22 protein-coding genes and 1 rRNA gene are annotated in these 24,006 nt (G+C 71.4%); 13 read left to right on the forward strand and 10 right to left on the reverse strand.

Going from position 1 to position 24,006, the window contains the following annotated elements; translation table 11 throughout:
- Window positions 1-14: 14 nt before the first annotated feature.
- The 3 genes from V3N99_14175 to V3N99_14185 form a co-directional block, all read right to left on the reverse strand.
- Window positions 15-671 (reverse strand): copper resistance CopC family protein, encoded by a 657-nt coding sequence (locus V3N99_14175; GenBank protein ID MEO3937888.1) that lies wholly within the window; start codon window positions 669-671, stop codon window positions 15-17.
- A gap of 189 nt (window positions 672-860) precedes the next feature.
- Window positions 861-1,580, reverse strand: coding sequence for a hypothetical protein (locus V3N99_14180; GenBank protein MEO3937889.1), 720 nt, complete (start codon window positions 1,578-1,580; stop codon window positions 861-863).
- Between the two features lie 33 nt (window positions 1,581-1,613).
- Window positions 1,614-2,618 (reverse strand): SAM-dependent methyltransferase, encoded by a 1,005-nt coding sequence (locus V3N99_14185; GenBank protein MEO3937890.1) that lies wholly within the window; start codon window positions 2,616-2,618, stop codon window positions 1,614-1,616.
- Between the two features lie 40 nt (window positions 2,619-2,658).
- Here V3N99_14185 and V3N99_14190 point away from each other — a divergent pair, with 40 nt between their 5' ends.
- The 8 genes from V3N99_14190 to V3N99_14225 all read left to right on the forward strand — a co-directional run bounded on the left by V3N99_14190 (window position 2,659) and on the right by V3N99_14225 (window position 10,423).
- A complete protein-coding gene (locus V3N99_14190) occupies window positions 2,659-3,627 on the forward strand; it encodes a DUF2520 domain-containing protein (GenBank protein MEO3937891.1) in 969 nt (322 codons plus the stop codon).
- Window positions 3,624-4,583: a pantoate--beta-alanine ligase gene (panC, locus tag V3N99_14195; GenBank protein ID MEO3937892.1), complete on the forward strand. Its 960-nt coding sequence runs from the start codon at window positions 3,624-3,626 to the stop codon at window positions 4,581-4,583. Before V3N99_14190 ends, panC begins: the two co-directional genes overlap by 4 nt.
- Window positions 4,576-6,291, forward strand: coding sequence for an L-aspartate oxidase (locus V3N99_14200; protein MEO3937893.1), 1,716 nt, complete (start codon window positions 4,576-4,578; stop codon window positions 6,289-6,291). Before panC ends, V3N99_14200 begins: the two co-directional genes overlap by 8 nt.
- A 284-nt stretch (window positions 6,292-6,575) precedes the next feature.
- Window positions 6,576-7,490 carry a carboxylating nicotinate-nucleotide diphosphorylase gene (gene nadC, locus V3N99_14205; protein MEO3937894.1) on the forward strand — a complete coding sequence of 305 codons (915 nt, stop codon included), beginning with the start codon at window positions 6,576-6,578 and terminating at the stop codon, window positions 7,488-7,490.
- Entirely contained in the window at window positions 7,477-8,067 is a 591-nt protein-coding gene (locus tag V3N99_14210; GenBank protein ID MEO3937895.1) for a GNAT family N-acetyltransferase, read from the forward strand. The genes nadC and V3N99_14210 overlap by 14 nt, the downstream gene beginning before the upstream one ends.
- A 199-nt stretch (window positions 8,068-8,266) precedes the next feature.
- Window positions 8,267-9,781, forward strand: coding sequence for a lysine--tRNA ligase (gene lysS / locus V3N99_14215; protein MEO3937896.1), 1,515 nt, complete (start codon window positions 8,267-8,269; stop codon window positions 9,779-9,781).
- Between the two features lie 5 nt (window positions 9,782-9,786).
- A complete protein-coding gene (locus V3N99_14220) occupies window positions 9,787-9,996 on the forward strand; it encodes a lysyl-tRNA synthetase (GenBank protein ID MEO3937897.1) in 210 nt (69 codons plus the stop codon).
- Between the two features lie 88 nt (window positions 9,997-10,084).
- Window positions 10,085-10,423 carry an Lsr2 family protein gene (locus tag V3N99_14225; GenBank protein ID MEO3937898.1) on the forward strand — a complete coding sequence of 113 codons (339 nt, stop codon included), beginning with the start codon at window positions 10,085-10,087 and terminating at the stop codon, window positions 10,421-10,423.
- Window positions 10,424-10,527: 104 nt separating this feature from the next.
- Here V3N99_14225 and ligD read toward each other — a convergent pair whose 3' ends face one another.
- From ligD to V3N99_14245, 4 genes are all read right to left on the reverse strand, one after another.
- Window positions 10,528-11,451 (reverse strand): non-homologous end-joining DNA ligase, encoded by a 924-nt coding sequence (ligD, locus tag V3N99_14230; GenBank protein ID MEO3937899.1) that lies wholly within the window; start codon window positions 11,449-11,451, stop codon window positions 10,528-10,530.
- Complete coding sequence (locus V3N99_14235; GenBank protein ID MEO3937900.1) at window positions 11,444-12,412, reverse strand: DNA ligase; 969 nt, start codon at window positions 12,410-12,412, stop codon at window positions 11,444-11,446. Before V3N99_14235 ends, ligD begins: the two co-directional genes overlap by 8 nt.
- A 51-nt stretch (window positions 12,413-12,463) precedes the next feature.
- The gene (gene yidC, locus V3N99_14240) at window positions 12,464-13,306 is read right to left on the reverse strand and encodes a membrane protein insertase YidC (GenBank protein ID MEO3937901.1); all 843 of its coding nucleotides are present in this window, start codon (window positions 13,304-13,306) and stop codon (window positions 12,464-12,466) included.
- Between the two features lie 84 nt (window positions 13,307-13,390).
- Window positions 13,391-13,726: a hypothetical protein gene (locus V3N99_14245; protein MEO3937902.1), complete on the reverse strand. Its 336-nt coding sequence runs from the start codon at window positions 13,724-13,726 to the stop codon at window positions 13,391-13,393.
- Window positions 13,727-14,130: 404 nt separating this feature from the next.
- Between V3N99_14245 and V3N99_14250 the strand changes: the two genes are divergently transcribed.
- Together V3N99_14250 and V3N99_14255 are read left to right on the forward strand one after the other, a co-directional pair.
- Window positions 14,131-15,072, forward strand: coding sequence for a Ku protein (locus tag V3N99_14250; GenBank protein ID MEO3937903.1), 942 nt, complete (start codon window positions 14,131-14,133; stop codon window positions 15,070-15,072).
- Entirely contained in the window at window positions 15,072-16,052 is a 981-nt protein-coding gene (locus V3N99_14255) for a DNA-formamidopyrimidine glycosylase family protein (GenBank protein MEO3937904.1), read from the forward strand. Before V3N99_14250 ends, V3N99_14255 begins: the two co-directional genes overlap by 1 nt.
- A gap of 4 nt (window positions 16,053-16,056) precedes the next feature.
- Here V3N99_14255 and V3N99_14260 read toward each other — a convergent pair whose 3' ends face one another.
- Window positions 16,057-17,271: an aminotransferase class I/II-fold pyridoxal phosphate-dependent enzyme gene (locus V3N99_14260; protein ID MEO3937905.1), complete on the reverse strand. Its 1,215-nt coding sequence runs from the start codon at window positions 17,269-17,271 to the stop codon at window positions 16,057-16,059.
- Between the two features lie 68 nt (window positions 17,272-17,339).
- Here V3N99_14260 and V3N99_14265 point away from each other — a divergent pair, with 68 nt between their 5' ends.
- Window positions 17,340-17,729, forward strand: coding sequence for a DUF2237 domain-containing protein (locus tag V3N99_14265; protein MEO3937906.1), 390 nt, complete (start codon window positions 17,340-17,342; stop codon window positions 17,727-17,729).
- Between the two features lie 25 nt (window positions 17,730-17,754).
- Here the strand turns inward: V3N99_14265 and V3N99_14270 are convergent, their stop codons facing one another.
- Together V3N99_14270 and V3N99_14275 are read right to left on the reverse strand one after the other, a co-directional pair.
- Window positions 17,755-17,994, reverse strand: a complete 240-nt coding sequence (locus V3N99_14270) for a cytochrome P450 (protein MEO3937907.1) — start codon at window positions 17,992-17,994, stop codon at window positions 17,755-17,757.
- Window positions 17,995-18,006: 12 nt separating this feature from the next.
- Window positions 18,007-18,291: a hypothetical protein gene (locus tag V3N99_14275; GenBank protein ID MEO3937908.1), complete on the reverse strand. Its 285-nt coding sequence runs from the start codon at window positions 18,289-18,291 to the stop codon at window positions 18,007-18,009.
- Between the two features lie 715 nt (window positions 18,292-19,006).
- Between V3N99_14275 and V3N99_14280 the strand changes: the two genes are divergently transcribed.
- Together V3N99_14280 and V3N99_14285 are read left to right on the forward strand one after the other, a co-directional pair.
- Window positions 19,007-21,562, forward strand: a complete 2,556-nt coding sequence (locus V3N99_14280) for an ATP-dependent Clp protease ATP-binding subunit (GenBank protein ID MEO3937909.1) — start codon at window positions 19,007-19,009, stop codon at window positions 21,560-21,562.
- A gap of 676 nt (window positions 21,563-22,238) precedes the next feature.
- Window positions 22,239-23,763 (forward strand): 16S ribosomal RNA (locus V3N99_14285).
- Window positions 23,764-24,006 lie beyond the last annotated feature (243 nt).

The following is a 24,006-nucleotide window of genomic DNA, read 5'->3' on the forward strand; positions in this document are numbered from 1 at the left end:
CTACGGCGCGGACCTCACGACCGGGACTGGTCCCCGCGCGAGCGCCTCGTGAGCACCAGGGCGAGCCCAGCGAGCAGGACCAGCACGACGACGATGGCCGCGATGGCCACCGGGCTGGTGTCCGACGAGGTCGTTGAGGCCGCGGGTGTCGCCTCGGTCGGCGGAGTCGTCGTCGAGGTCTGCGCATCCGCGCCCGGCGTCGACGTGGCGACCCGCGCACTGGCCGCGGTCGCGGTCGCGGTGAAGGTCAGCTCGCCCGAGGAGGCGTGGCCGTCGTCGGCCGTCACTCGCCACGCCACCCGGTAGGCGCCGGCGGGTGCCGAGGGCTTCAGCGGCTGGACGACGTCGTTGCCGTTGATCGCGGCGGCTCCCTGCTGGACGTCACCCGCGGGCCCGGTCACGCGCACGGCGAGGCCCACGGTGACGGGGGGCCCGGTGAAGTGGAGCACGACGGAGTCGGGGACGGTCGCCACGGTCGAGGTGTCGGCCGGGGTCGTGCCGGTGAGCTCGTCGTGGGCCGAGGCGATGGGCGCCGACGCGACCGAGGCGATGCCGCCCAGGGCGAGCAGGGCACCCACGGCCAGGGCGCTGACGAGCCGGTGGCGCCGGCCCGCCGCTCTCCGGGTGGGTGAGGGGGGGTGTGCGGATGACGTGATGAGAGAAGACGACATGCCAGGACTCCTGAGCGAAGGGAAGGGGCGGCGCCGGACGGTGGACGCGGGACGCCGGGGGTGCGCGGGGGGTGCGCGGTGGCCGGGCGGGAGCCCGTGCACCGTCGTCTGCCGTCGGTCACCCGACCCTCGCTGCGCGATGTCGCGGCGGGAGAGGACTCCGCATCCGAGGGGTCAGCGCGTGTTGGCTCAGGCTGACGCGATGCGGAGGGAGGCGGCGGGCACGGCCGGCGTCCGCCGCCGCGGTGGGCCACGAGGGCGCGGTCGGGTGCTGTGGTCGACCGAGCGGGCCGTGGTGCGTCCGGTCGCGACGGGCTCCCCGGCGAGGACGCCCAGTCGTGCCGCGACCGGCATCGGGGGGGCCAGCCACGACCAGAGCGACCAGAGCGCGGCCTCACCGCGGGCGAGGATCAGGGCGACGAGCCCGGCTGCCACGACGTGGGCGCCCGTCATCGCGGGTGACCCGCCGCTGAGGGCCAGGTCGACCAGCGACGGACCCGAGACGGCGCCACCGGTCGTGATCACCGACTGGCTGTGGTGCGACGCCGTGACGACCGCACCCGCGCCACCCCCCATCGTCAGCGCCATGCCGCCATTCATCGTCAGTGCCATGCCGTCATTCATCGTCAGTGCCATGCCGTCATTCATCGTCAGTGCCATGAAGGCCGAGTGCAGCCCGACCTGCGTGATGGCGACCAGCGAGCCGATGCCGGTGAGCCCCAGCCGGCGACCTGTGGTGAGCAGGGTGGCGGCGAGCACGGGCACCACGACGAGCAGCAGCCCGACGAGCCCGGGCGCGCTGCCACCGGCGGCCACGTGGGCAGCGAGCGACAGACTGACGGTGGCGAGGGTCAGCACCCCAGCGCGCGCCAGCCGCAGCACCCCCGTCGCCGGGGCCGGACTCGACATGACCTCAAGCCTACGGCCGGGCACCCACCGGGGTCAGGGGCGGGCGACGACCCACCAGAAGCCGCCGTAGCCGCTCCTGTCGAGCAGCGCGCCGGCGGCACCGCTCTCGGCCAGCCCCGCGAGGTAGCGCGGTGGGTCCGTGCGGGCCAGCGCGTGGTCGGGCGTGCCCGCGCGCACGCCCAGCCGACGCAGCGCCTCGCGCTGGGTGAGCATCTCGTCGTGCCGCAGCGAGTCGACGGCCACGTGCGCCGTGAGGTCGCACGACCCGTCGGGCACCGGGGTGACGAGCACCCCCTGCCTGTATGCGGTGAGCGTCCCTTCCCGGGGCCGCTCACCGAGGCGGTGGCCGTAGTCGACCGCCAGCGCGACCCCGCCCTCCATGCGGTCGAGCAGGGCCGACCAGGCCGCGTCGCGGGTGACTCCCACCTCGACCCGGTCACCGGGGTCTAGGCCGGCGAGGGGCCAGAACCGTTGACACCACTCAAGATCGGTGGTGGAAAGTGCTTTCCCGAGATACTCCTTCCCCGTCACCGAGTCGACCAGCACGAGCCGCGCGACGCCTTCGGCGTCGACCTCACCCACCGTGAGCGGCACGACGTCGAGCCACTCGTGGGCCACGACGAGCGCGTCGCGTGGCCGCAGCGACTCCGGCAGGTCGGCCCCTCCGGGCGACACCACCCAGCCGACGTCGGCGGGCAGATCCGCGGGTCGGTCGACGACGTCGACCCCCAGCAGCGACACGTCCGCGTCGAGCGCGCGCAGGTGCGCGAGCAGTTCACCCCGCCCGGCGCCGAGGTCGACGACCGCCGTGCAGCCGAGCTGCGCGGCATACGCGAGGAGGGCCCGGGCCAGCACCCGGCCGGGGGTGCCGTGGGTGGCCGTCGAGAAGTGGCCGGCTGGCCCGGCGGGGGAGCGGTAGAAGCCGTCGGTGCCATCGGTTCCGTCGGTGCCGTAGAGCGCGTCCTGCCACGCCGCGGCCCACGGGCGCGCGGGCGGCGCCTCGGGGTGCTCGGGGTGCTCGCGTGACGGAGGGGGCATGCGGGAGAACCTACCGAGCGTGCTCGGGTAGGTTCGGGGGATGAGCGAGACCCCTGCGCGGCCGACGCGGTTCCGTGTCGGAGTGGTCGGTGCCGGCCGGGTCGGAGCGGTGCTCGGCGCAGCCCTGCGGCTGGCTGGGCACGAGGTCGTCGCCGTGTCGGCGGTGAGCGAGGCCTCGATGGAGCGGGCCGCCGAGCTGCTGCCGGGCGTGCCCGTGCGCGAGGTGCCCGACGTCGTCGCCCGCGCCGACCTCGTGCTGCTGGCCGTGCCCGACGACGACCTGCCTGGCCTGGTCTCGGGCCTGTCCACGACGGGTGCCTTCCGGGCGGGACAGGTGGTGGTGCACCCCGGCGGCCGTTACGGCATCGGGGTGCTCGAGCCCGCCGCGCGCCTCGGCGTGCTACCGGTGGCTCTCCACCCGGCGATGACCTTCACCGGCACCACGGTCGACCTCGACCGGCTCGTCGGCTGCTCCTTCGGCGTCACCACGCTGCGTGAGCTGCGTCCCCTCGGTGAGGCGCTCGTGCTCGAGATGACCGGTGAGCCGGTGTGGATCGAGGAGGAGGACCGCGGGCTCTACCACGCCGCCCTCTGCCACGGGTCGAACCACCTCGTCACGCTCGTCGCCCAGAGCCTCGAGCTGCTCGAGGACGCCGGCATCGACGACCCGGCGAGCATGCTCACCCCCATCCTCACCGCCACTCTCGACAACGTGCTGCGCCGGGGTGACGCGGCGCTCACCGGGCCGGTCGCGCGCGGCGACGCGGGCACGGTCGCCGACCACCTCGCCGAGCTGGCCGCGGCCCCGGCCATCCGGGTCACCTACGCGCAGCTGGCGCACGACACGGCGCAGCGCGCGCTCGCGTCGGGACGGCTGCGCCCAGACGCTGCCGCCCGCATACTCGCGGTGTTGCGCGAGGAGGGGCTGGCGGGCCCCGAGCCCACCGACCACCCCGACGGCCCCAGCCCTGACCACCCCAGCAGCCCCGACGAGGAGCCGACTCCGTGAGCCCCAGCGACCCCGCGTACGACGCCACCCCGGCCACCTCCCGGGGGCCGGTCGTCGCCCGCAGCCGCGACGAGCTGAGCGCGGCCCGGGGCGCCCTGCACGGTGACGTCTGCGTCGTCATGACCATGGGCGCGCTGCACGAGGGGCATGCGACGCTCATCCGTGAGGCGCGGGCCGGAGCGGAGCACGTCATCGTGACGATCTTCCTCAACCCGCTGCAGTTCGGGCCCAAGGAGGACCTGTCGCGATACCCCCGAACGTTCGACTCCGACCTCGCCATCTGTCGTGACGCCGGCGTCGAGGTGGTCTTCGCGCCGACCCCCGACGTCGTCTACCCCGAGGGAGATCCCGGCGTCACCATCGGAGCGGGTGAGCTGGGCGCGGTGCTCGAGGGCCAGTCGCGCCCGGGCCACTTCGATGGCGTCCTGACCGTCGTGGCCAAGCTGCTTCACCTGACCAACCCGTCGCGAGCGTTCTTCGGGCAGAAGGACGCCCAGCAGCTGCTGCTGATCCGCCGCATGGTGCGCGACCTCGACTTCCCGGTCGACGTCGTCGCGGTGCCGACCGTGCGCGAGGCCGACGGCCTGGCCATGTCGAGCCGCAACACCTACCTCGCGCTGTCCGACCGTGAGGCCGCGCTCGCGCTGTCGGCCGCCCTGCGGGCCGGCGGCGACGTCGCCGACCAGGGGCCGTCAGCGGTCCGGCGGGCCGCCCGGGCCGTGCTGGTGCAGGAGCCGCTCGTGCTGGTCGACTACCTCGTGCTCGTGCACCCGCAGACGCTGCAGGACGTGCCGGAGTGGTATTCGGGCGAGGCCCTGCTCGCGGTCGCGGCGCGCGTCGGCACGACCCGGCTGATCGACAACCTCCCGCTGCTGCTCGGACCGGGTGGCGGGCCGTTGGCGGTGCTCGGCAACGCCGAGCTCGTCGGGTCGTCGGACGGCGCAGCCCGTGGCTGACGTGAGCCGCGAGTCGCCCTACCCCGGCCTGCACCTGCCGCGACGTCTCGGCGCTGCGGCACCGGGGTGGACGCGCAGCGCCGACGTCGTCGTCGTCGGCTCCGGCATCGCCGGCCTGACCACCGCGCTGCGGCTGCGCACCCACGTCGACCGGGTGCTGCTCGTCACCAAGACCACCCTCGACGAGGGGTCGACCGCGTGGGCCCAGGGTGGCATCGCCGCGGCGATGGACCCGGGCGACTCGCCCGAGGAGCACCTGCAGGACACGCTCGTCGCGGGCGTCGGCATCTGCGACGTCGAAGCCGTGACCGCGCTCGTGCGCGAGGGGCCGCAGCGGGTGCGCGAGCTCGTGGCGGTGGGAGCGGAGTTCGACCGCGGCCCCGACGGCGAGATCCTGCTGACCCGCGAGGGCGGGCACCACCGCGACCGCATCGCGCACGCCGGTGGTGACGCGACGGGCCGCGAGATCAGCCGCGCCCTCATCGCCGCGCTCCAGGCGGTGCAGGACGACCCCGGCATCGAGGTGATCGAGCACGCCCTCGTCGTCGACCTGCTGCAGGACGACGTCGGCGCCGTGTGCGGGGTGACCCTGCACGTCATCGGCGAGGGGCAGGCCGACGGCGTCGGTGCCGCCCACGCGCGGGCCGTCGTGCTCGCCACCGGTGGGCTGGGCCAGATCTACCAGGCGACGACCAACCCCTCGGTCTCCACCGGCGACGGCATGGCCGTGGCGCTACGGGCTGGCGCCGTCATCGCCGACCTCGAGTTCGTGCAGTTCCACCCGACGGTGCTGTGGCTCGGTGTCGACGCTGGCGGCCAGCAGCCCCTGATCTCCGAGGCGGTGCGCGGTGAGGGTGCGGTCCTCGTCGACGCCGGCGGGGTGCGCTTCATGCAGGGCGTGCACCCGATGGCCGACCTCGCCCCGCGTGACGTCGTGGCCCGGGCGATCGTCGCGCGGATGCGCGAGACCGGCACCGACCACGTCTTCCTCGACGCGCGTCACCTGGGGGCCGACTTCCTCGAGAAGCGCTTCCCGTCGATCCTGGCCAGCTGCCGCTCGCACGGGATCGACCCGGTCACCGACCTGATGCCCGTCGCCCCGGCGCAGCACTACGCCAGCGGGGGGGTGCGGGTCGACCTCGACGGCCGCTCGTCCCTCGTCGGTCTCTACGCCTGCGGCGAGTGCTCGTGCAGCGGTGTGCACGGGGCCAACCGGCTGGCGTCCAACTCCTTGCTCGAAGGCCTCGTCTTCGCCCACCGCATCGCCGACGACATCAGCAAGCGGCTCGCGGCGGGCGAGCTGCCGCAACGCGTTCCGGTCGCGCCGGGAGATGACACCGTGCTGCTGCGCGGTCGTCACCGCCGCGTCGTGCAGCGGGCCATGACCGCCGGGTCAGGTGTCGTGCGCACGGCAGAGTCGACGGCCCGGACCGGTCGCGAGCTGGCCGTGCTGGCTGCTGACCCCGACGGCCGCAAGGCGGGCCCGAAGTCCTGGCAGACCACCAACCTGCTCCACCTCGGCCAGCTGCTCACCCACCACGCCTGGCTGCGTGAGGAGACCCGTGGTGGTCACGTGCGCGGCGACTTCGCGGGCCGCGACGACGAGCAGTGGCGCGGTCACCTGCTCTCCGTCCGACGCCCCGACGGCTCGGTCGAGACGACCTTCGAGGCCACGGCCGACCAGCAACTGGAGCTGCCGGCTACCTGAGGTTCCGATGGCGCCACTGGTCCTGACGACACCCCACTGTCCGGTATGCCGCCCCGGCCGAGCGGCATACCGGGCAGGTGGGTGCAGGAGAGACCACCGGCGCACCCAGCGCCTCGGGCCGGCCGGTGGGTCCGGCCGGCGGCCCCCGAGGTATCGGCCGGGGACGACGGTCGTCGGCCGAACGAGCAGACCTCACACGAACGCCGACCGGGGGCGCCGACCTCGACCACGCTCAGACGTGGTGTCGCGCCCGGCGGCCTCCGTGCGCGAGGATCGTGCTCACCATGAGCGACCTCGACACCGACCGCCACCACTTCCCCGCCGCCGACGCCGCCGACCTCGTGCGCCGGGCCCTCGACGAGGACCTCGGGCCCGACCACCTCGACGTCACCACCCTCGCGACGATGCCCGCGACCCAGGAGCGCGCCGCCCACGTGGTCGCCCGCGCCGACGGGGTGGTGGCCGGGCTGGCCGTCGTCGCGGAGACGACGCAGCAGGTCGCCGTCCTGCTCGGTCTGCCGGCCCCGACCGTCGAGCTGCGCGCCGCCGACGGCGACCGCGTGACCCGCGGCGACGTGCTCGCCGTCGTCACCGGACGCACCCAGGTCGTCCTCGTCGCCGAGCGCACCCTGCTCAACGTGCTCAGCCGCCTCTCCGGGGTCGCCACCCACACCCGCCGCTGGGCCGACGCACTCCACGGCACGGACGCGATGGTGCTCGACACCCGCAAGACGACCCCCGGGATGCGCCACCTGGAGAAGTACGCGGTGCGCGCCGGGGGCGGCACCAACAAGCGCATGGGCCTGTATGACGTCGCAATGGTCAAGGACAACCACAAGCTCGCCGCGGGCTCCGTCGCCGCCGCGTATGCCGCGGTGCGCACCGCCTACCCCGCGGTCGACGTGCAGGTCGAGGTGACGACCGTCGCCGAGGGGCTCGAGGCCTACGAAGCGGGCGCTCGCTTCGTCATGTGCGACAACATGGGCGTCGACCTGCTGCGCGAGACGGTCACCGCCCTGCGCTCGCGACCCGAGCGGGTGGAGATCGAGGCCACCGGGGGCCTGACCCTCGACGTCGTGCGCGACTACGCGCTGACCGGGGTCGACTACCTCAGCGTCGGTGGCCTGACCCACTCCTCACCGATCCTCGACATCGCACTCGACCTCACCCCCGAGGCGGAGGGCGATGACGGTGCCTGAGCGCTTCGCCACGCGCCTGCTGCTGCCCGGCGACCGCGCTCGCTGGGAGGTCCTGCACCGCGGGTACACCGACTTCTACGAGGTGGCCACGACCGACGCGCAGCGCGACCGGCTCTGGGGCTGGCTGCGCGCGCACGACTTCGGGCTCGAGGGCCTCGTCGCCGAGCACGAGGGCCGGTTGGTCGGGATCGCCCACGTGCGCCCCGTGGTCCGGCCCCTGCACGTGCAGGTCGACGGCTGGCTCGACGACCTCTTCGTCGACCCCGACGCCCGGGGGAGCGGCGTGGCCGCCGCGCTGCTGCACGCCGTACGACGACTCGGCGCGGACCGCGGGTGGTCGGCCGTCCGCTGGGTCACCAGCGAGACCAACGCCCGGGCTCGGGCCTTCTACGAGCGCGAGGGAGCCGCTGCGCTGGCCTTCGTCACCTACCACGTCCACGTCGAGTCGACCGAGACGGCCCGCCCCCCGGCCGTCTCGGCCGACCGGCTCGAGCCCCCCACCGACACGACGGCGATGCGCCCGCCGACCCGGGCTGGGCTCGCCGTCGACGAGGGGCCAGCACCAGCCGTCACGTGAAGCCGGATGCGGGAGATCCGGGGTTCCGTGCCTGATATGCCTTCACGTGAAGACATGTGCGCCTGGGGGCTCCCACCGGCCCGGCCCCCATGCTCGGTAGCCTCAAGGGGTGACCGACCAGCTCGACGCGGCCCCCGCGCCCACCCCCGCCTCGCCCTCCGCACCTGACTCGCCCGCGTCCGTCTCGCCCGAGCACGACGTGCCCGAGCAGCTGCGGATCCGCCGCGAGAAGCGGCAGCGGCTGCTCGACGCCGGTCACGCGCCCTACCCCGTCGACGTGTCCCGCACCCACACCCTCGCCGACGTGCGCGAGCACTGGGCCCACCTCGAGGCCGGCGAGGAGACGCCCGACGTCGTGACCGTGGCCGGCCGGGTCGTCTTCAGCCGCATCGGCGGCAAGCTCTGCTTCGCCAGCCTCCAGGAGGGAGTCGGCACGCGCCTGCAGGTGATGGTCAGCGAGGCCGAGGTCGGCGAGCAGGCGCTGACCGACTGGAAGGCCCTGGTCGACCTCGGCGACCACGTCGCCGTCACCGGCCGCGTCATTGCCAGCCGCAAGGGCGAGCTGTCGGTCCTCGCCATCAGCTGGCAGATGGCGAGCAAGGCGCTGCGCCCGCTGCCGACCCTGCACAAGGAGCTCTCCGAGGAGGCCCGCGTGCGGCAGCGCTACGCCGACCTGGTCGTGCGCCAGGAGGCCCGCGACATGGTGCGCCTGCGCGCCCGGGTCAACCGCGCGCTGCGCGACACCCTCGACGCGCAGGGTTACGTCGAGATCGAGACCCCGGTGCTCCAGCTCGTGCACGGCGGCGCGTCGGCGCGGCCCTTCCGCACGCACCACAACGCCTACGACCAGGCGATGACGCTGCGCATCGCGCTCGAGCTCAACCTCAAGAAGGCCGTCGTCGGCGGGGTCGACCGGGTCTACGAGATGGGGCGCATCTTCCGCAACGAGGGCGCCGACTCGACGCACAGCCCGGAGTTCACGATGCTCGAGGCCTACCAGGCCTACGGCGACCAGACCTCCATCGCCGCACTGATCCGCGACCTCTACCTCGCCGTCGCCGACCGCCTCGGCAGCCGTCGGGTCGAGACCCCGGCGGGCACCGTCGACCTCGGCGGCGAGTGGCGCTGGCTGCCCGTCTACGAGGGCATCAGCGCGGCCGTCGGGGCGACCGTCACCCTCGAGACCCCCGAAGCAGACCTGCGCCGGTACGCCGCGGAGCACGGTGTCGCGCTCGACCCCGACTGGGGCGCCGAGAAGGTGGCCCTCGAGCTGCTCGGCGAGCTGGTCGAGCCCGGTCTGCTGCAGCCGACCTTCCTGTGCGACTACCCGGCGTCGGCGCAGCCACTGGCCCGCCCGCACCGCAGCGAGCCCGGCCTCATCGAGGCGTGGGACCTCGTCATCGGTGGGGTGGAGCGGGGCACCGGCTTCTCCGAGCTCGTCGACCCGGTGGTCCAGCGCCAGGTGCTCGAGGCGCAGTCACTGCTGGCGGCCGGCGGCGACGCCGAGGCGATGCAGGTCGACGAGGACTTCCTGGCGGCGCTGGAGTTCGGGGCTCCCCCGATGGGTGGGCTCGGTCTGGGCATCGACCGGCTGGTCATGCTCTTCACCGGTGCCAACATCCGCGAGACCATTCTCTTTCCGCTGCTCAAGCCGCTCCCGGCCACTGGTCGCGCACCGGGCACGTCGGTCCCCCTCGACACGGACGAGAGCTGATTCCCGTGTGGGACGCCGTCTTTCCTTATCTCGCCGCGCTGTTGCCCACTGTCGCCGTCTCCGTGCTGTTCTTCTACATCATCAAGTACATCCTCGAGGGTGACCGCCGCGAGCGCCTGGCCCAGTCGAAGTGGGAGCGCGAGCACATCACGCCGCCGCCCTCGCCTGTTGAGCAGTCCGGCGGGCAGAATCCGCCCGAGAACACCGATGGCTAATTCGACGTCTTTGCCCTCTGGTTGCTACGCTCTTTTCATATCTCCCGACAGGGGGTCTGCTCGGGTATGACTGGAAAGAGGATCAACAATGGCTCAGCGTGTGCAGGTCGTCCTCGAGGACGATGTCGATGGGGGCGACGCCTCTGAGACCGTGCTCTTCGGGCTCGACGGCGTGAGCTACGAGATCGACCTCAACGACACCAACGCCTCCGCTCTGCGCGAGGCCCTCGCGACGTGGGTCGGCCACGCCCGTCGCAGCGGCGGTCGCCGCACCACTGGGCGCAAGGCCGCCGCTCCGGGCAGCTCGCCTAAGCGCAACGACCTCTCCGAGGTGCGTGAGTGGGCCCGCAAGAACGGCCACACCGTCAGCGAGCGGGGCCGCGTCTCGGCCGCCGTGCAAGAGGCCTACGACCAGGCTCACGGCTGACGCCGGCCCTCACGGCCGAATTACCCGGCGGGCGCTTTCTCTTTCTGGAGGAGAAGGCGCCCGCTGCGTGTGACGGATTCGGTCGTCGTGTCGTCCGACGGACGTCACCGCAAAAGCGGCGACGCGAGGTCTCCGTGGGTCTCCAGCCGTCCCGGGACCTCGTCCATGAGTACCTGCTCGAATCGGCCGCCGTCGGCGCCGCTCTCGACCTCGTCCCACGTGCGTGGTGTCGCCGCATAGGGCGCGGCCTTTCCCCGGAGTGAGTAGGGCGAAATCGTCGTCTTCGCTGCGGTGTTCTGGCTCCAGTCGAGCAACACCTTTCCCGGGCGGAGCGACTTCGTCATCTTCCACACCACGAGGTCGGGGTGCGCCTTCGTCATGTCCTGGGCCAGCGACTGCGCGAGGGCGCGGATGTCGTCGGCGGAGTGCTGACCCGGCAGGGCGGCATACACCTGCATGCCCTTGCTGCCGCTCGTGACGGGCACGAGACGGGTCAGGCCCATGGCCTGCAGGTGCGGCCGGACCCACAGGGCGATCCGGGCGCACTCGGCGAGCCCGGCGCCGCTGCCCGGGTCGAGGTCGATCACCAGGCGGTCGGGCGGCTGCGGTGCGCCGTCGTCGTCGACCTGCCACTGGTGCACGTGCAGCTCGAGCGAGGCGAGGTTGACCAGGTAGGTGAGGGCGGCCAGGTCGGTCACGAGGGGGTAGGTCACGGTGTCGCGCTCGGGGTGAGCGTCGGGGTCGCGGCCGTGGCTCGAGAGGGTGACCCGCGGCAGCCAGGAGGGCGCGCCCGAGGGCAAATTCTTCTCGAAGAACATCGGCCCCTCGACGCCGTGGGGCCACCGGATGCGGGTCACCGGCCGCAGCGCGAGATGGGCCATCAGCACGTCGGCGACCTGTGCGTAGTAGCTGAGCACCTCGCCCTTGGTCGTCTCCGTGGCGGGATACATGAGCTTGTCGAGGTTGCTGACCGCGAGGCGTCGGCCGGCGACCTCGACGGTGACCTTCTGCGCGGGGGTCTCAGGCACGGCGCAGCCCCTCGAGCACGTCAGTGGCGTCGACGTCGGCGGCGGTCAGGTCGCCGCGCAGGCCCCGGTAGGCGGGCTGGCGCAGTCGCGGCTGCGTCGTCAGACCCAACGCCATGACCTCGCAGACGAGGACGGGCTCGACCCACGTCGCGCCGACGACGTCCTCGCGGGGGAGCGCAGCGTCGAAGGGGGAGGTCTCGCGGGTGAGCGGGGCGAGGTCGCGGGCCAGCGTCTCACCGGCTCGACCGGCGATGCCGCTGCCGACCTTGCCGAGGAAGACCAGCCCGTCCGGCCCCGGCACCCCGACGTGCACGGAGCCGAGTCGGGGGCTGCCCTGCGGGCTGTCCTTCTGCGGCATCCACCCGCCGATGACGAGCGACACCGAGGTGCGGTGCGGCAGCTTGAGCCAGTCGTCGCTGCGCACCCCCGGCCGGTACGGCGCCCCGCGGCGCTTGCTCACGACCCCCTCCAGCCCTTGCTCCAGCGTGGCGCCGAGCAGCAGCTCGCCGTCGGGGAAGGTGGGGGGCACCTGCCAGTGCGCGCCGCCCAGCTCGAGCCGCTCGAGCGTGGCCCGACGGTCGTCCCACGGGCGCTGGATGAGGTCGACACCGTAGAGGCGGAGCAGGTCGAAGGCCATGAAGGTGACCGGGGCCCGGGCCGCCAGTGGCGCCGCCCGCCGGGCGCTCGTGACGTGGATGCGCTCGGCGAGCGCCTGGAACGACGGGGCCCCGTCGACCAGCAGGACGACCTCGCCGTCGAGCAGCATGTCGTCGAAGGTCTGCGTCAGCCCGGCCAGCTCGGGGAAGGCGACCGTGACGTCGCGCTCGGTGCGGGTCGTCAGCCGTAGCCGCGGTGTGTCGTCGTCGCGGGTGACGTCGACGAGCAGCCGGATGCCGTCCCACTTCACCTCGTGCACCCACGCATCCCCGGCGGGGACCCGTCTGGTGGGTGAGGCGAGCATCGGGCGCACGACCCCATCCTCGCGCACGCGCCTCCCCTCGCCCCGTCCCGCTCACCCCGCCGCACGACGCCTCGCCCGCTGTGCCGCCGCCGGCGACCCGGGGGTCGGGGCGAACCACCAGACCAGTCCCGACTGCGCGCAGGTCCACGCGTTGTTGACCAGCCAGTAGGCGACCAGCCCCGCGGGCACGACCCACGCCGTGACGAGCACACCCGCCGCCCCGAGCCACGGCATCAGGCGCTGCGTCGTGGCCATCACCTGCGGGGCGTCGGTGAGGTCGGTCATCGGGAGCACGAAGAGGTGCTGGGTCACCAGCGAGAGCAGCGCGGCGCCGAGTGCGGCCCCGAGCAGCACGAGCGCGGCCGGTCCGCCCGCGGCCAGCGTGGTGCCGAGGTGACTGGTGAGGTGGAGCCCGACCAGCGACGCCGCCGATGCCGACGCGACGAGCGCCGCGTCGAGGGCCCCGACGCCGTGACCGGCGGCGAGGTCGGAGACGACGCGGTAGACGGCGTAGAGCAGGGGCAGCTGCAGCAGGGCCGGGGCCAGGCCCCAGGACGAGACGCCGTGCTCGGTGTGCACCCGCTTCTGCTCGGCGCGCAGGGTGGTGAGCCGCTCACGGTCGCGGGTGCCGGCATACCGGCTGCGCAGCTCGCGCAGGTGGGGAGCCGCGTGGGCCCGGGCGTGGGCCGCGCGCACCCCGTAGACGGTGACGGGCAGCAGGGCGGTGCGCACGGCGATCACCAGCAGGGCGATCGCGAGCAGCCAGGCACCGCCCGATCCGGGGCTCAGGCCGATCGAGCCGGCGAGGTCGTGGGCGGCCGCGAGGACCGCGGCGACCGCGGTGGTGACGGGGGACAGCAGGGACTCCAGGGACTCCAGGGACAGGACAGGCATGGGTAGGGCTCCTCGGCTCGGCCCGAGCAGGGCCGGTGGGTGGGTCAGGGCGTGGGCCCGGTCGCCGCGGGTGCGGCGAGCGGGTCAGCCCCGACCCGGTGCCCGAGGACGACGGGGGCACCTCGGTGCCGCGACGGCGCACCAGTAGGCCGTCGACGCGGGCACGGAGCGCGCGACCCCCGAGGGGTGGAGCGGCGCCGGCAGTGGACGGACGGGCCCTCGATCGGTGCCGGCCCACGCGACGGCGAGCGCGCCCACCGCGGTCGCGGCGAGCAGCACGGGCAGAGAGCCTGCCTCCGCAACCGAGGCCAGCAGCACGACGAGCGACCCGAGGACCAGCATGGCGAGGGCGGCGACCGCGGCACTCGGGTCAGCGGTCGACGAGCGCGACCGCGGGGCACGCCGGGGAGCGTCGCTCACGATGGCCTCCTCCCGGTCGCGCGACCGGTGGGGTCGGGCTCACCTTCCAGCCTAGGACACCCCGGAGAGTCAGACCCCGACCCTGGGTGGCGACCCAGCGCCGCCCCGCCAGCCGCCCCGCGTCGAATGCCTCCCACGTGGGCGGCGACCCCTCGAACGTCGGGTGCCCGCCCTCGATACCCGCCCTCCAGATCGCCTCGACCTGGGGCCAGTGCGCCCTCACCAGGGGGACCGCGACGGCGACGGTGTTGTCGGACGTCTTCCGTGCGTCGCTCACGCGCCCCAGTCTGCCGGTCGGCTGCCCATGGGGCAGCCGGGTGAGAGGTTGTGACCTGTCGGCGCCGTGAGGGATGCTAGGACCCTCGCGTCGCGTCTCGCGGCGCCCCGGCGAAAGGTCAGCCGCGATGCCTCGCGCGATGTGGAAGGGTGCCGTCTCGTTCGGCCTCGTCAACGTGCCGGTCAAGCTCTACTCCGCGACCGAGGACCACGACATCTCCTTCCGGCAGGTGCACCGTGAGGACGGCGGCCAGATCCGCTACAGGCGCGTCTGCTCGATCGACGGCGAGGAGGTCGCCTACGACGACATCGCCAAGGGCTACGAGACCGATGACGGCGAGATGGTCGTCATCACCGACGACGACCTCAAGGAGCTGCCCAACCAGAGCAGCAAGGAGATCGCGGTCGAGAAGTTCGTGCCCAGCGACCAGGTCGACCCGCTGCTGCTCGACAAGCCTTACTACCTGGAGCCCGAGAAGGGCGCCGGCAAGCCCTACGCGCTGCTGCGCGACGCGCTCGAGGCGGCCGACCGGATGGCGCTGGTGACCGTCGCGATCCGCAGCCGCAAGAACATGGCCGTCCTGCGGGTGCGCGACGGCGTCATCGTCCTGCAGACCATGCTGTGGCCCGACGAGATCCGCAGCTCGCAGTTCGCCAACCTCGGCGACGTCGGCAACGCGACCGAGCGCGAGCTGTCCATGGCCACGATGCTCGTCGAGTCGCTCGCCGGCGACTACGACCCCGACGAGTTCGCCGACGACTACGCCCAGGCGGTCGAGGCCATGGTCCGGGCCAAGCTCGACGGCGGTGAGGTCACGCAGGCGCCGGCCGCGAAGGAGACCACCGGCGAGGTCGTCGACCTCCTCGAGGCCCTCCAGCGGTCGGTCGACCGCGCCAAGGCCAGCCGCGGCGAGCCCGTCGAGGAGCGTCCCGCCCCGGCGTCGACACCGGCCGCCGGCGCGGCGCCCGCCGCCACGAAGACCACGGCGGCCAAGAAGGCCACCGGCAAGAAGACCACTGCAGCGAAGACGACCGCGGCCAAGAAGACTGCCGCGAAGAAGGCGAGCTAGTGCCCGAAGGTCATACCCTGCACCGACTGGCGCAGGCCCTCGACGCTGCCTTCGCCGGCACGAGGCCTGCCGCCAGCTCGCCCCAAGGCCGCTTCGAGTCCGGTGCCGCCCTGCTCGACGGCGAGCTGGTCGTCCGCGCCTCCGCGTGGGGCAAGCACCTCTTCCTCGAGTACGACGGCGGCCACTGGCTGAACGTGCACCTCGGACTCATCGGCAAGTTCTCGGTCGAGCAGTACGACCCGGCCCCCGGCCCCCCGCCCGTATGGGGCGCCGTGCGCCTGCGGCTGCTCACCGACACCCACGTCGCCGACCTGCGGGGGGCGACGGTCTGCCAGGTCGTCACGCCCGACCAGGTCGACGCCATCCTCGAGCGGCTCGGACCCGACCCGCTGCGCTCCGGCCAGGACCCTGACGTCGCGTGGGCCCGGGTCGAGAAGTCGCGGCGCTCGGTCGCCGAGCTGCTGATGGACCAGTCGATCGTCGCGGGTGTCGGCAACGTCTACCGCTGCGAGGTCCTCTTCCGGCACCGGGTCGACCCGTTCCGCCCCGGCCGCGAGCTACGCCACGCCACCTGGCAGCTGCTGTGGGACGACCTCGTGCGCCTGATGCCGCTGGGTGTGGCGTTCAACCAGATCATCACGGTGGAGGACCAGGTGGTGGAGGCGGAGGCCCTCGTCGCCGCCGGTCAGGTGCCGGTCCTCGTGGCCGTCCACACCGACTCCGCCCGCCGCCGCCTCAGCGGCCCCGCCGGCGTCCTCGCGGCCGCCGTCTCCGACTCGTCGGCCGCCCTGCTCGCCGACGAGACGGACGAGGAGGGGCTCGACGAGGAGGACCTCACCGGCCCGGTGTCCTTCGAGCGCCGTTACGACGTCTACCGCCGTCAGGGGATGGCCTGCCCCGTGTGCGGGTCGAAGATCCGCACGAGGATCGTCGCCGGCCGCAACCTCTTCTGGTGCGGCCGCTGCCAGCGCCGCCGCTAGGTCGTCAGAGCCGCCGCTGCCACTCCACGACCCGCTCGACCGCCTCGGCCACGACCACGGGCGCCGCGGCGAACGACAGCCGCACCCAGTCGTGACCGTGCACCGGGTCGAAGTCGGTGCCCGGCGTGAGTGCCACGCCCGCCTCGTCGAGCAGCCTCGCACACCACGTCGGCGAGTCGAGGCCTGTCGGTGAGATGTCGCCGTAGAGGTAGAACGCACCGTCGGCCGGGGCGGCGCCCGCCCACCCGAGGTCGGGCAGCCGGCCCAGCACCATCGCCCGCGACGCGGCGTACTGCCGCAGGTTGGCCTGGGCGGCGTCGTACCCCGGCTCGCTGAAGGCCTCGACCGCCGCCCGCTGCGAGAGCGCGGGCGGGCACAGCGCGAGGTTGCCCGCGAGCGCCTTGACGGGCCCGACGAGGTCGTCGGGCAGCACCAGCCACCCGAGTCGCCAGCCGGTCATGGCCCAGTACTTCGAGAAGGAGCTGACCACCAGCGCACCCCCGTCGAGGTCGGCCGCGGCCGTCGGCGCGCCCGCCCGGTCGCACCCCGGTGCCCCCGGTGCGCCCTCCGGCCCGTCGTCGTAGGTCAGCCCGTGATAGATCTCGTCGCTCACCAGCCGCACACCGTGCTCCGCGCACCACGCCAGCAGCTCGCGCATCGCGGGCTCGTCGACGAGGGTCCCGGTCGGGTTGGCCGGCCCGGCCACCACCAGCCCCTGGACGGGGTGCTCCAGCGCCTCGAGCTGCGCGACGCTGGGCTGGAATCGGGTCTGCGGCCCGCAGACGAGCTCGACCACCTCGCAGCCGAGAGCGGCGAGGGTGTTGCGGTAGGCGGGGTATCCCGGGCAGGCCAGCGCCACGCGGTCACCGGCCTCGAAGGCGGCGAGGAACGCGAGCACGAAGCCCCCCGACGACCCGGTGGTCACGGCGATGCGCTGCGGGTCGAGGTCGACGTCGTACCAGCGGCGGTAGTGCCCCGCGAGCGACTCCCGCAGGGCGGGCGTGCCGGTGGCCTCGGTGTAGCCGAGGGCGTCGGAGGCCAAGAGCTCACGGGCCCGCTCGCGCACGACGGCTGGAGCCCCCGACGACGGCTCGCCCGCACAGAGGTTGAGCACCGGCTCACCGGCCGCGAGCCGCCGGTTGGCTTCGGCGATGATCTCCATGACCGCGAAGGCGGGCACCTGCGAGCGGGACGACGCGCGGGGGTGGGGGCGCTGCATACGGCGCATCCTGTCACCACGGCGACCGGCTCCCTGCGCGAGCGCGCCCCAGCGTCCATGATGGGAGCGTGAGTGCGCTCAACGTCCTCGGGACGCCCCTGGAGCCGTGCGGGTTCGACCCGCTGACCGGCTTCTTCCGCGACGGCTGGTGCACCACCGGGCCGCAGGACCTCGGGCGGCACACGATCTGCGCAGTGGTCACGACCGCCTTCCTCGAGCACCAGAGGGGCATCGGCAACGACCTGACGACGCCCGTGCCCGCGTACTCCTTCCCGGGGCTGAGACCGGGTGACCGCTGGTGCGTGACGGCTCGCAACTGGGTGCGCGCCCACGCCGACGGGGCCGCCGCCCCCGTCGTGCTCGCCTCGACCCACGCGTCGGTGCTCGAGCTCGTGGGGCTCGAGGTGCTGCGCGGGTACGCCGTCGACGTGCCGGACGACCTCAGCTCGCTGGGCTAGCAGCCGTTAGCCCAGACGGCCGCGGTTAGCGGCCATCCTCGCGACGCCACGCAGCCGCACCGGCATCGCGGCGTACCCCCGCAGGATCCGCGTCCGTCGTCTCGTCGGCTGACCGTCGAGCGGCCTCCATCCTCGCCAGCCCTGCGCCGAGGCAGTAGTGGGCACCGCTCGAGAAGGCCAGCTGGTCCCCCGCGTTGCCCCGTCGCACGTCGAAGCGCTCCGGCCGGTCGAAGACGCGCGGGTCGCGGTTCGCAGCGCCGAGCACGGGGCGCCGATGTCACGCTCCGACCGGGCGAGGTCGCCGTGGCGCATGCCGGGGTCGAGCGAGAACGCCGCCCTGGCGCCCCCCCTGCAGGAACTGACGGCGCATGGACACCGGCGCCCCGAGCGTCTCGGCGATGACGGTGGGGGGCAGCAGGCTCGCGAAGTCGCGGGCCAGGTCGACCCCGGCGACCGCAGCCGCCTCCATCTCGTGGAGCAGCTCGGCGGCGATCTGCTCGGTGCGTGTCCGCAGCCGGGCCACCGCCTTGCCCGAGAAGGCGCGGGTGACCTGACGGCGCATGCGCGCGTTGACGGCGAGCAGCGACGGGGGTCGACCGGGCCGACCGGTCCGTTTCCGGCGAGCCGCTTGAGGGTGGAGAAGCCCAGCGGTCCGGTGAACCCTCCGAGCACGCCCACGTCGGGGCTGCGCAGGACGGCCGTGGCCAGGTCGTGGTCGTGGGCCAGCATCATCGGCCCGTTGCGCACGAGCCTGCCCCGCGAGCGCAGGGTCTCGTAGGCGGCATACGGGTCGGCGACGAGCGCCGGCTCGAGCCTGTCGCGCGCCCCAGGGCCCCGAGGCGGGCGCCGTAGGTCAGCCCCGCGCGCAGGATCCCGTGCTGCAGGCCCCAGCGCAGGCGCTGCTGCGCGGGCTCGATCACGGCGGCAGAATGAGCGTCATCAGCAGTCCTTGCGGGGGGTGGGGTGGCGTGAGGTTAACCTACTCAGAGTAACTTTACCTGTCGATGGCTGGGAGTAATGCCCCGGAAACAGCCTGGACGTACGCTGGAGGAGCCACGGGTCGACACTGGCGGCACCGAGGGCGGGCCCTGTCCGCTCACGGCGAAACCTCAGCCGACCCGACTCAGGTGAGGAACAGCCCGCCATACGGCATCGTTGGTCGGTATGAAGCCCCCGGCCCTCCGGGACCGGCCACGACGGTCGTCACGGAACACGGGGGCTGCAAGTCGTCTAAGGGCGCCAACGAGGCGCCTCGACAGAGGTAGGGAGCTTTGGCGATGTTCGAACGGTTCACAGATCGGGCCCGGCGGGTGGTGGTCCTCGCGCAGGAGGAAGCACGCCTGCTCAACCACAACTACATCGGCACCGAGCACATCCTGCTGGGGCTCATCCACGAGGGTGAAGGTCTCGCCGCCAAGGCGCTCGAGAACCTCGACATCTCGCTGCAGGCCGTCCGCGAGCAGGTGCAGGACATCATCGGGCAGGGCCAGCAGGCGGCGACGGGGCACATCCCCTTCACCCCGCGGGCCAAGAAGGTGCTCGAGTACTCGCTGCGCGAGGGTCTCCAGCTCGGCCACACCTACATCGGCACCGAGCACATCCTGCTCGGTCTCATCCGCGAGGGCGAGGGCGTTGCCGCCCAGGTGCTGGTCAAGCTCGGCGCCGACCTCAACAAGGTGCGCCAGCAGGTCATCCAGCTGCTCGCCGGCTACCAGGGCGGCCAGGGCGAGAAGGCCGGAGCCGGAGTCGGCGCGGGCCAGCAGGCCGAGGGCACCCCGGCGGGGTCGCTCGTGCTCGACCAGTTCGGTCGCAACCTCACGCAGGCGGCCCGCGAGGGCAAGCTCGACCCGGTCATCGGGCGTGAGAAAGAGATCGAGCGGGTGATGCAGGTGCTGTCGAGACGCACCAAGAACAACCCCGTCCTCATCGGTGAGCCCGGTGTCGGCAAGACCGCCGTCGTCGAGGGTCTGGCCCAGGACATCGTGCGCGGTCGGGTGCCCGAGACGCTGAAGGACAAGCAGCTCTACACGCTGGACCTCGGCGCGCTCGTGGCCGGCAGCCGCTACCGCGGTGACTTCGAGGAGCGCCTCAAGAAGGTCCTCAAGGAGATCCGCACCCGCGGCGACATCATCATCTTCATCGACGAGATCCACACCCTCGTCGGGGCCGGCGCGGCCGAGGGCGCGATCGACGCCGCCAGCATCCTCAAGCCGATGCTCGCCCGCGGCGAGCTGCAGACCATCGGGGCGACGACCCTCGACGAGTACCGCAAGCACATCGAGAAGGACTCGGCGCTGGAGCGACGCTTCCAGCCGATCCAGGTGGCTGAGCCGACGCTCGCCCACACGATCGAGATCCTCAAGGGCCTGCGCGACCGCTACGAGGCGCACCACCGCGTCTCGATCACCGACGGGGCACTGGTGAGCGCGGCCAACCTGGCCGACCGCTACATCAACGACCGCTTCCTGCCCGACAAGGCGATCGACCTCATCGACGAGGCGGGCGCGCGGTTGCGCATCCGCCGGATGACCGCGCCGCCGGACCTGCGCGAGTTCGACGACAAGATCGCGAACGTCCGTCGGGCCAAGGAGGCCGCGATCGACGGCCAGGACTTCGAGAAGGCCGCCTCGCTGCGCGACGACGAGAAGACCCTCGTCGGTCAGCGGGCCGAGCGCGAGTCGGCGTGGAAGTCCGGCGACATGGACGTCGTGGCCGAGGTCGACGAAGAGCTGATCGCCGAGGTGCTGGCCGCCTCGACGGGCATCCCGGTCTTCAAGCTGACCGAGGAGGAGTCCAGCCGCCTGCTCAACATGGAGGGTGAGCTCCACAAGCGCATCGTCGGCATGGACGACGCCATCCGCGCCCTCTCGCAGGCCATCCGTCGCACCCGCGCCGGTCTGAAGGACCCGCGGCGTCCCGGCGGCTCGTTCATCTTCGCCGGCCCCACGGGCGTCGGCAAGACCGAGCTCGCCAAGACGCTCGCCGAGTTCCTCTTCGGCGACGAGGACAGCCTCATCCAGCTCGACATGTCGGAGTTCAGCGAGAAGCACACGGTCTCGCGACTCTTCGGCTCCCCTCCGGGCTACGTCGGCTACGAGGAGGGCGGCCAGCTCACCGAGAAGGTGCGGCGCAAGCCCTTCTCCGTCGTGCTGTTCGACGAGGTCGAGAAGGCTCACCCCGACATCTTCAACACGTTGCTGCAAGTGCTCGAGGACGGACGCCTGACCGACAGCCAGGGTCGGATGATCGACTTCAAGAACACGGTCATCATCATGACCACCAACCTCGGCACCCGTGACATCTCCAAGGGCGCCCTCGGCTTCTCGGCCGGCCCCGACTCGCGCACCGAGTACGACCGGATGAAGGCCAAGGTCCAGGACGAGCTGAAGCAGCACTTCCGGCCCGAGTTCCTCAACCGCGTGGACGACATCATCGTCTTCCCGCAGCTGACGCAGTCCGAGATCGTCTCCATCGTCGATCTCGAGATCGCCAAGCTCGACTCGCGGCTCAAGGACAAGGACATGGGCCTCGAGCTCACCTTCGAGGCCAAGAACCTCCTGGCCAAGAAGGGCTACGACCCTGTGCTCGGTGCCCGTCCGCTGCGGCGCACGATCCAGCGCGAGATCGAGGACGTGCTGTCGGAGAAGATCCTCTACGGCCAGCTCAAGGCGGGGGAGTTCGTGCTCGTCGGCGCCACCGGCGACGAGAAGGACGCCACCTTCACCTTCGAGGGGAGCAAGCGGGAGGACACCCTCCCGGAGATCCCCGACACCCCGCCCGTCGACATCGTCAAGGGCGGCTCCGCCGGCGCAGAGGGAGGCCTCGGGGCCTGACCTCGGACGACGCGGGCTGCACACCCCGCTCACGACGCCCCCGGACCCTCTCGGTCCAGGGGCGTCGTGCGTGCTCCCCCGCGTGAATTCCGCTCTCCTGGCTCGGATTTGGTCTGAGGGCGGTGAGCCGCTTACAGTTGCGGAGTCAGCCCGAGAGGGAGGAACGGACACCACGGGGTGGACTACGGTCCCCCGAAGCAGGCCGGTCCCGCTCATGTATGCTGACGGAGCCTCAGGAACATCGCCTCACCGCGGTGGAGGCAGGCCGCACGGCCTGCTACAGTGGGGATCACCAACTGAGAGCCAAGTGCGAGTGAGCCGGCCGTTCTGAAGAGCGGGTCGCGGTTTGTTTGTCCAAGATGCAGGTTGGTGGTGGTACCGGATTGTGTGGTTGTCCCGGATGTTTGCCCTGTGGTTTGTGGGGTGGGTGGATGGTGTGCGTCCGATCCTTGAGAACTCAACAGCGTGTCAAAAATCGATGCCAATTACCTCGTGGTGGTGTCGGCCTTCTGGTCGGTGCTGCTATGAATTTCTTTTGATTGTTTGTCGAACAACTTTTGTCGCCGGCTTTCGGGTCGGTGTGCTGGTTGTTTGCTCTCGGTCAGTGTGACGGCCCTTTAGTGGGTTTCAGTTTCCATGTCATGTCGACTTCGGTTGTGTGGTGTGGTGCTAAACATCAATGGAGAGTTTGATCCTGGCTCAGGACGAACGCTGGCGGCGTGCTTAACACATGCAAGTCGAACGGTGATCTTTGGGGCTTGCTCCGGGGTGATCAGTGGCGAACGGGTGAGTAACACGTGAGTAACCTGCCCCAGACTCTGGGATAACTTCGGGAAACCGTAGCTAATACCGGATATGACACGGAGACGCATGTTTATCGTGTGGAAAGTTTTTCGGTCTGGGATGGACTCGCGGCCTATCAGCTTGTTGGTGAGGTAATGGCTCACCAAGGCGACGACGGGTAGCCGGCCTGAGAGGGCGATCGGCCACACTGGGACTGAGACACGGCCCAGACTCCTACGGGAGGCAGCAGTGGGGAATATTGCACAATGGGCGCAAGCCTGATGCAGCGACGCCGCGTGAGGGATGACGGCCTTTGGGTTGTAAACCTCTTTCAGCAGGGAAGAAGCGCAAGTGACGGTACCTGCAGAAGAAGCACCGGCTAACTACGTGCCAGCAGCCGCGGTAATACGTAGGGTGCGAGCGTTGTCCGGAATTATTGGGCGTAAAGAGCTTGTAGGCGGTTTGTCGCGTCTGCTGTGAAAATCCGGGGCTCAACCCCGGACTTGCAGTGGGTACGGGCAGACTAGAGTGTGGTAGGGGAGACTGGAATTCCTGGTGTAGCGGTGAAATGCGCAGATATCAGGAGGAACACCGATGGCGAAGGCAGGTCTCTGGGCCATTACTGACGCTGAGAAGCGAAAGCATGGGGAGCGAACAGGATTAGATACCCTGGTAGTCCATGCCGTAAACGTTGGGAACTAGGTGTGGGTCTCATTCCACGAGGTCCGTGCCGCAGCTAACGCATTAAGTTCCCCGCCTGGGGAGTACGGCCGCAAGGCTAAAACTCAAAGGAATTGACGGGGGCCCGCACAAGCGGCGGAGCATGCGGATTAATTCGATGCAACGCGAAGAACCTTACCAAGGCTTGACATACGCCGGAAACATCCAGAGATGGGTGCCCCGCAAGGTCGGTGTACAGGTGGTGCATGGTTGTCGTCAGCTCGTGTCGTGAGATGTTGGGTTAAGTCCCGCAACGAGCGCAACCCTCGTTCTATGTTGCCAGCACGTGATGGTGGGGACTCATAGGAGACTGCCGGGGTCAACTCGGAGGAAGGTGGGGATGACGTCAAATCATCATGCCCCTTATGTCTTGGGCTTCACGCATGCTACAATGGCCGGTACAAAGGGCTGCGATACCGTAAGGTGGAGCGAATCCCAAAAAACCGGTCTCAGTTCGGATTGGGGTCTGCAACTCGACCCCATGAAGTCGGAGTCGCTAGTAATCGCAGATCAGCAACGCTGCGGTGAATACGTTCCCGGGCCTTGTACACACCGCCCGTCAAGTCACGAAAGTCGGTAACACCCGAAGCCGGTGGCCCAACCTGTAAAGGGGGGAGCCGTCGAAGGTGGGACTGGCGATTGGGACTAAGTCGTAACAAGGTAGCCGTACCGGAAGGTGCGGCTGGATCACCTCCTTTCTAAGGAGCACTGGCCGGCGGCGCGTAAGCGTGTCGGTCCAGAGCCTGGCCGTGGACGAATGCTTCACGGTGGGTGCTCAAGGGTGGAACATCGATTAGTTGGCGCCGAGCGTCTCGTGTCGTGAGTACAAGCTCCTCTCCTGGTTTTTCCGGGTGGGGGGTTGTGGAAAGCGGGCGGGGGGCTGTGGGTGCTTGACACGTTGTTGGGTCCTGAGGGATCGGGCAACACGCGGCTGGCCTTCG

Source organism: Dermatophilaceae bacterium Soc4.6, from assembly GCA_039889245.1.
Lineage (GTDB): Bacteria > Actinomycetota > Actinomycetes > Actinomycetales > Dermatophilaceae > Lapillicoccus.

Excerpts from the sequence above, each read along its gene's own strand:
- V3N99_14175 (MEO3937888.1), bottom strand. The coding sequence starts at position 671 with ATGTCGTCTTCTCTCATCACGTCATCCGCACACCCCCCCTCACCCACC.
- V3N99_14225 (MEO3937898.1), top strand. The coding sequence starts at position 10,085 with ATGGCTCAGCGTGTGCAGGTCGTCCTCGAGGACGATGTCGATGGGGGC.
- nadC (MEO3937894.1), top strand. The coding sequence starts at position 6,576 with ATGAGCGACCTCGACACCGACCGCCACCACTTCCCCGCCGCCGACGCC.
- V3N99_14250 (MEO3937903.1), top strand. The coding sequence starts at position 14,131 with ATGCCTCGCGCGATGTGGAAGGGTGCCGTCTCGTTCGGCCTCGTCAAC.
- V3N99_14280 (MEO3937909.1), top strand. The coding sequence starts at position 19,007 with ATGTTCGAACGGTTCACAGATCGGGCCCGGCGGGTGGTGGTCCTCGCG.
- V3N99_14180 (MEO3937889.1), bottom strand. The coding sequence starts at position 1,580 with ATGTCGAGTCCGGCCCCGGCGACGGGGGTGCTGCGGCTGGCGCGCGCT.
- yidC (MEO3937901.1), bottom strand. The coding sequence starts at position 13,306 with ATGCCTGTCCTGTCCCTGGAGTCCCTGGAGTCCCTGCTGTCCCCCGTC.
- V3N99_14275 (MEO3937908.1), bottom strand. The coding sequence starts at position 18,291 with ATGCGCCGTCAGGTCACCCGCGCCTTCTCGGGCAAGGCGGTGGCCCGG.
- V3N99_14190 (MEO3937891.1), top strand. The coding sequence starts at position 2,659 with ATGAGCGAGACCCCTGCGCGGCCGACGCGGTTCCGTGTCGGAGTGGTC.
- V3N99_14185 (MEO3937890.1), bottom strand. The coding sequence starts at position 2,618 with ATGCCCCCTCCGTCACGCGAGCACCCCGAGCACCCCGAGGCGCCGCCC.
- V3N99_14235 (MEO3937900.1), bottom strand. The coding sequence starts at position 12,412 with ATGCTCGCCTCACCCACCAGACGGGTCCCCGCCGGGGATGCGTGGGTG.
- V3N99_14210 (MEO3937895.1), top strand. The coding sequence starts at position 7,477 with ATGACGGTGCCTGAGCGCTTCGCCACGCGCCTGCTGCTGCCCGGCGAC.
- V3N99_14260 (MEO3937905.1), bottom strand. The coding sequence starts at position 17,271 with ATGCAGCGCCCCCACCCCCGCGCGTCGTCCCGCTCGCAGGTGCCCGCC.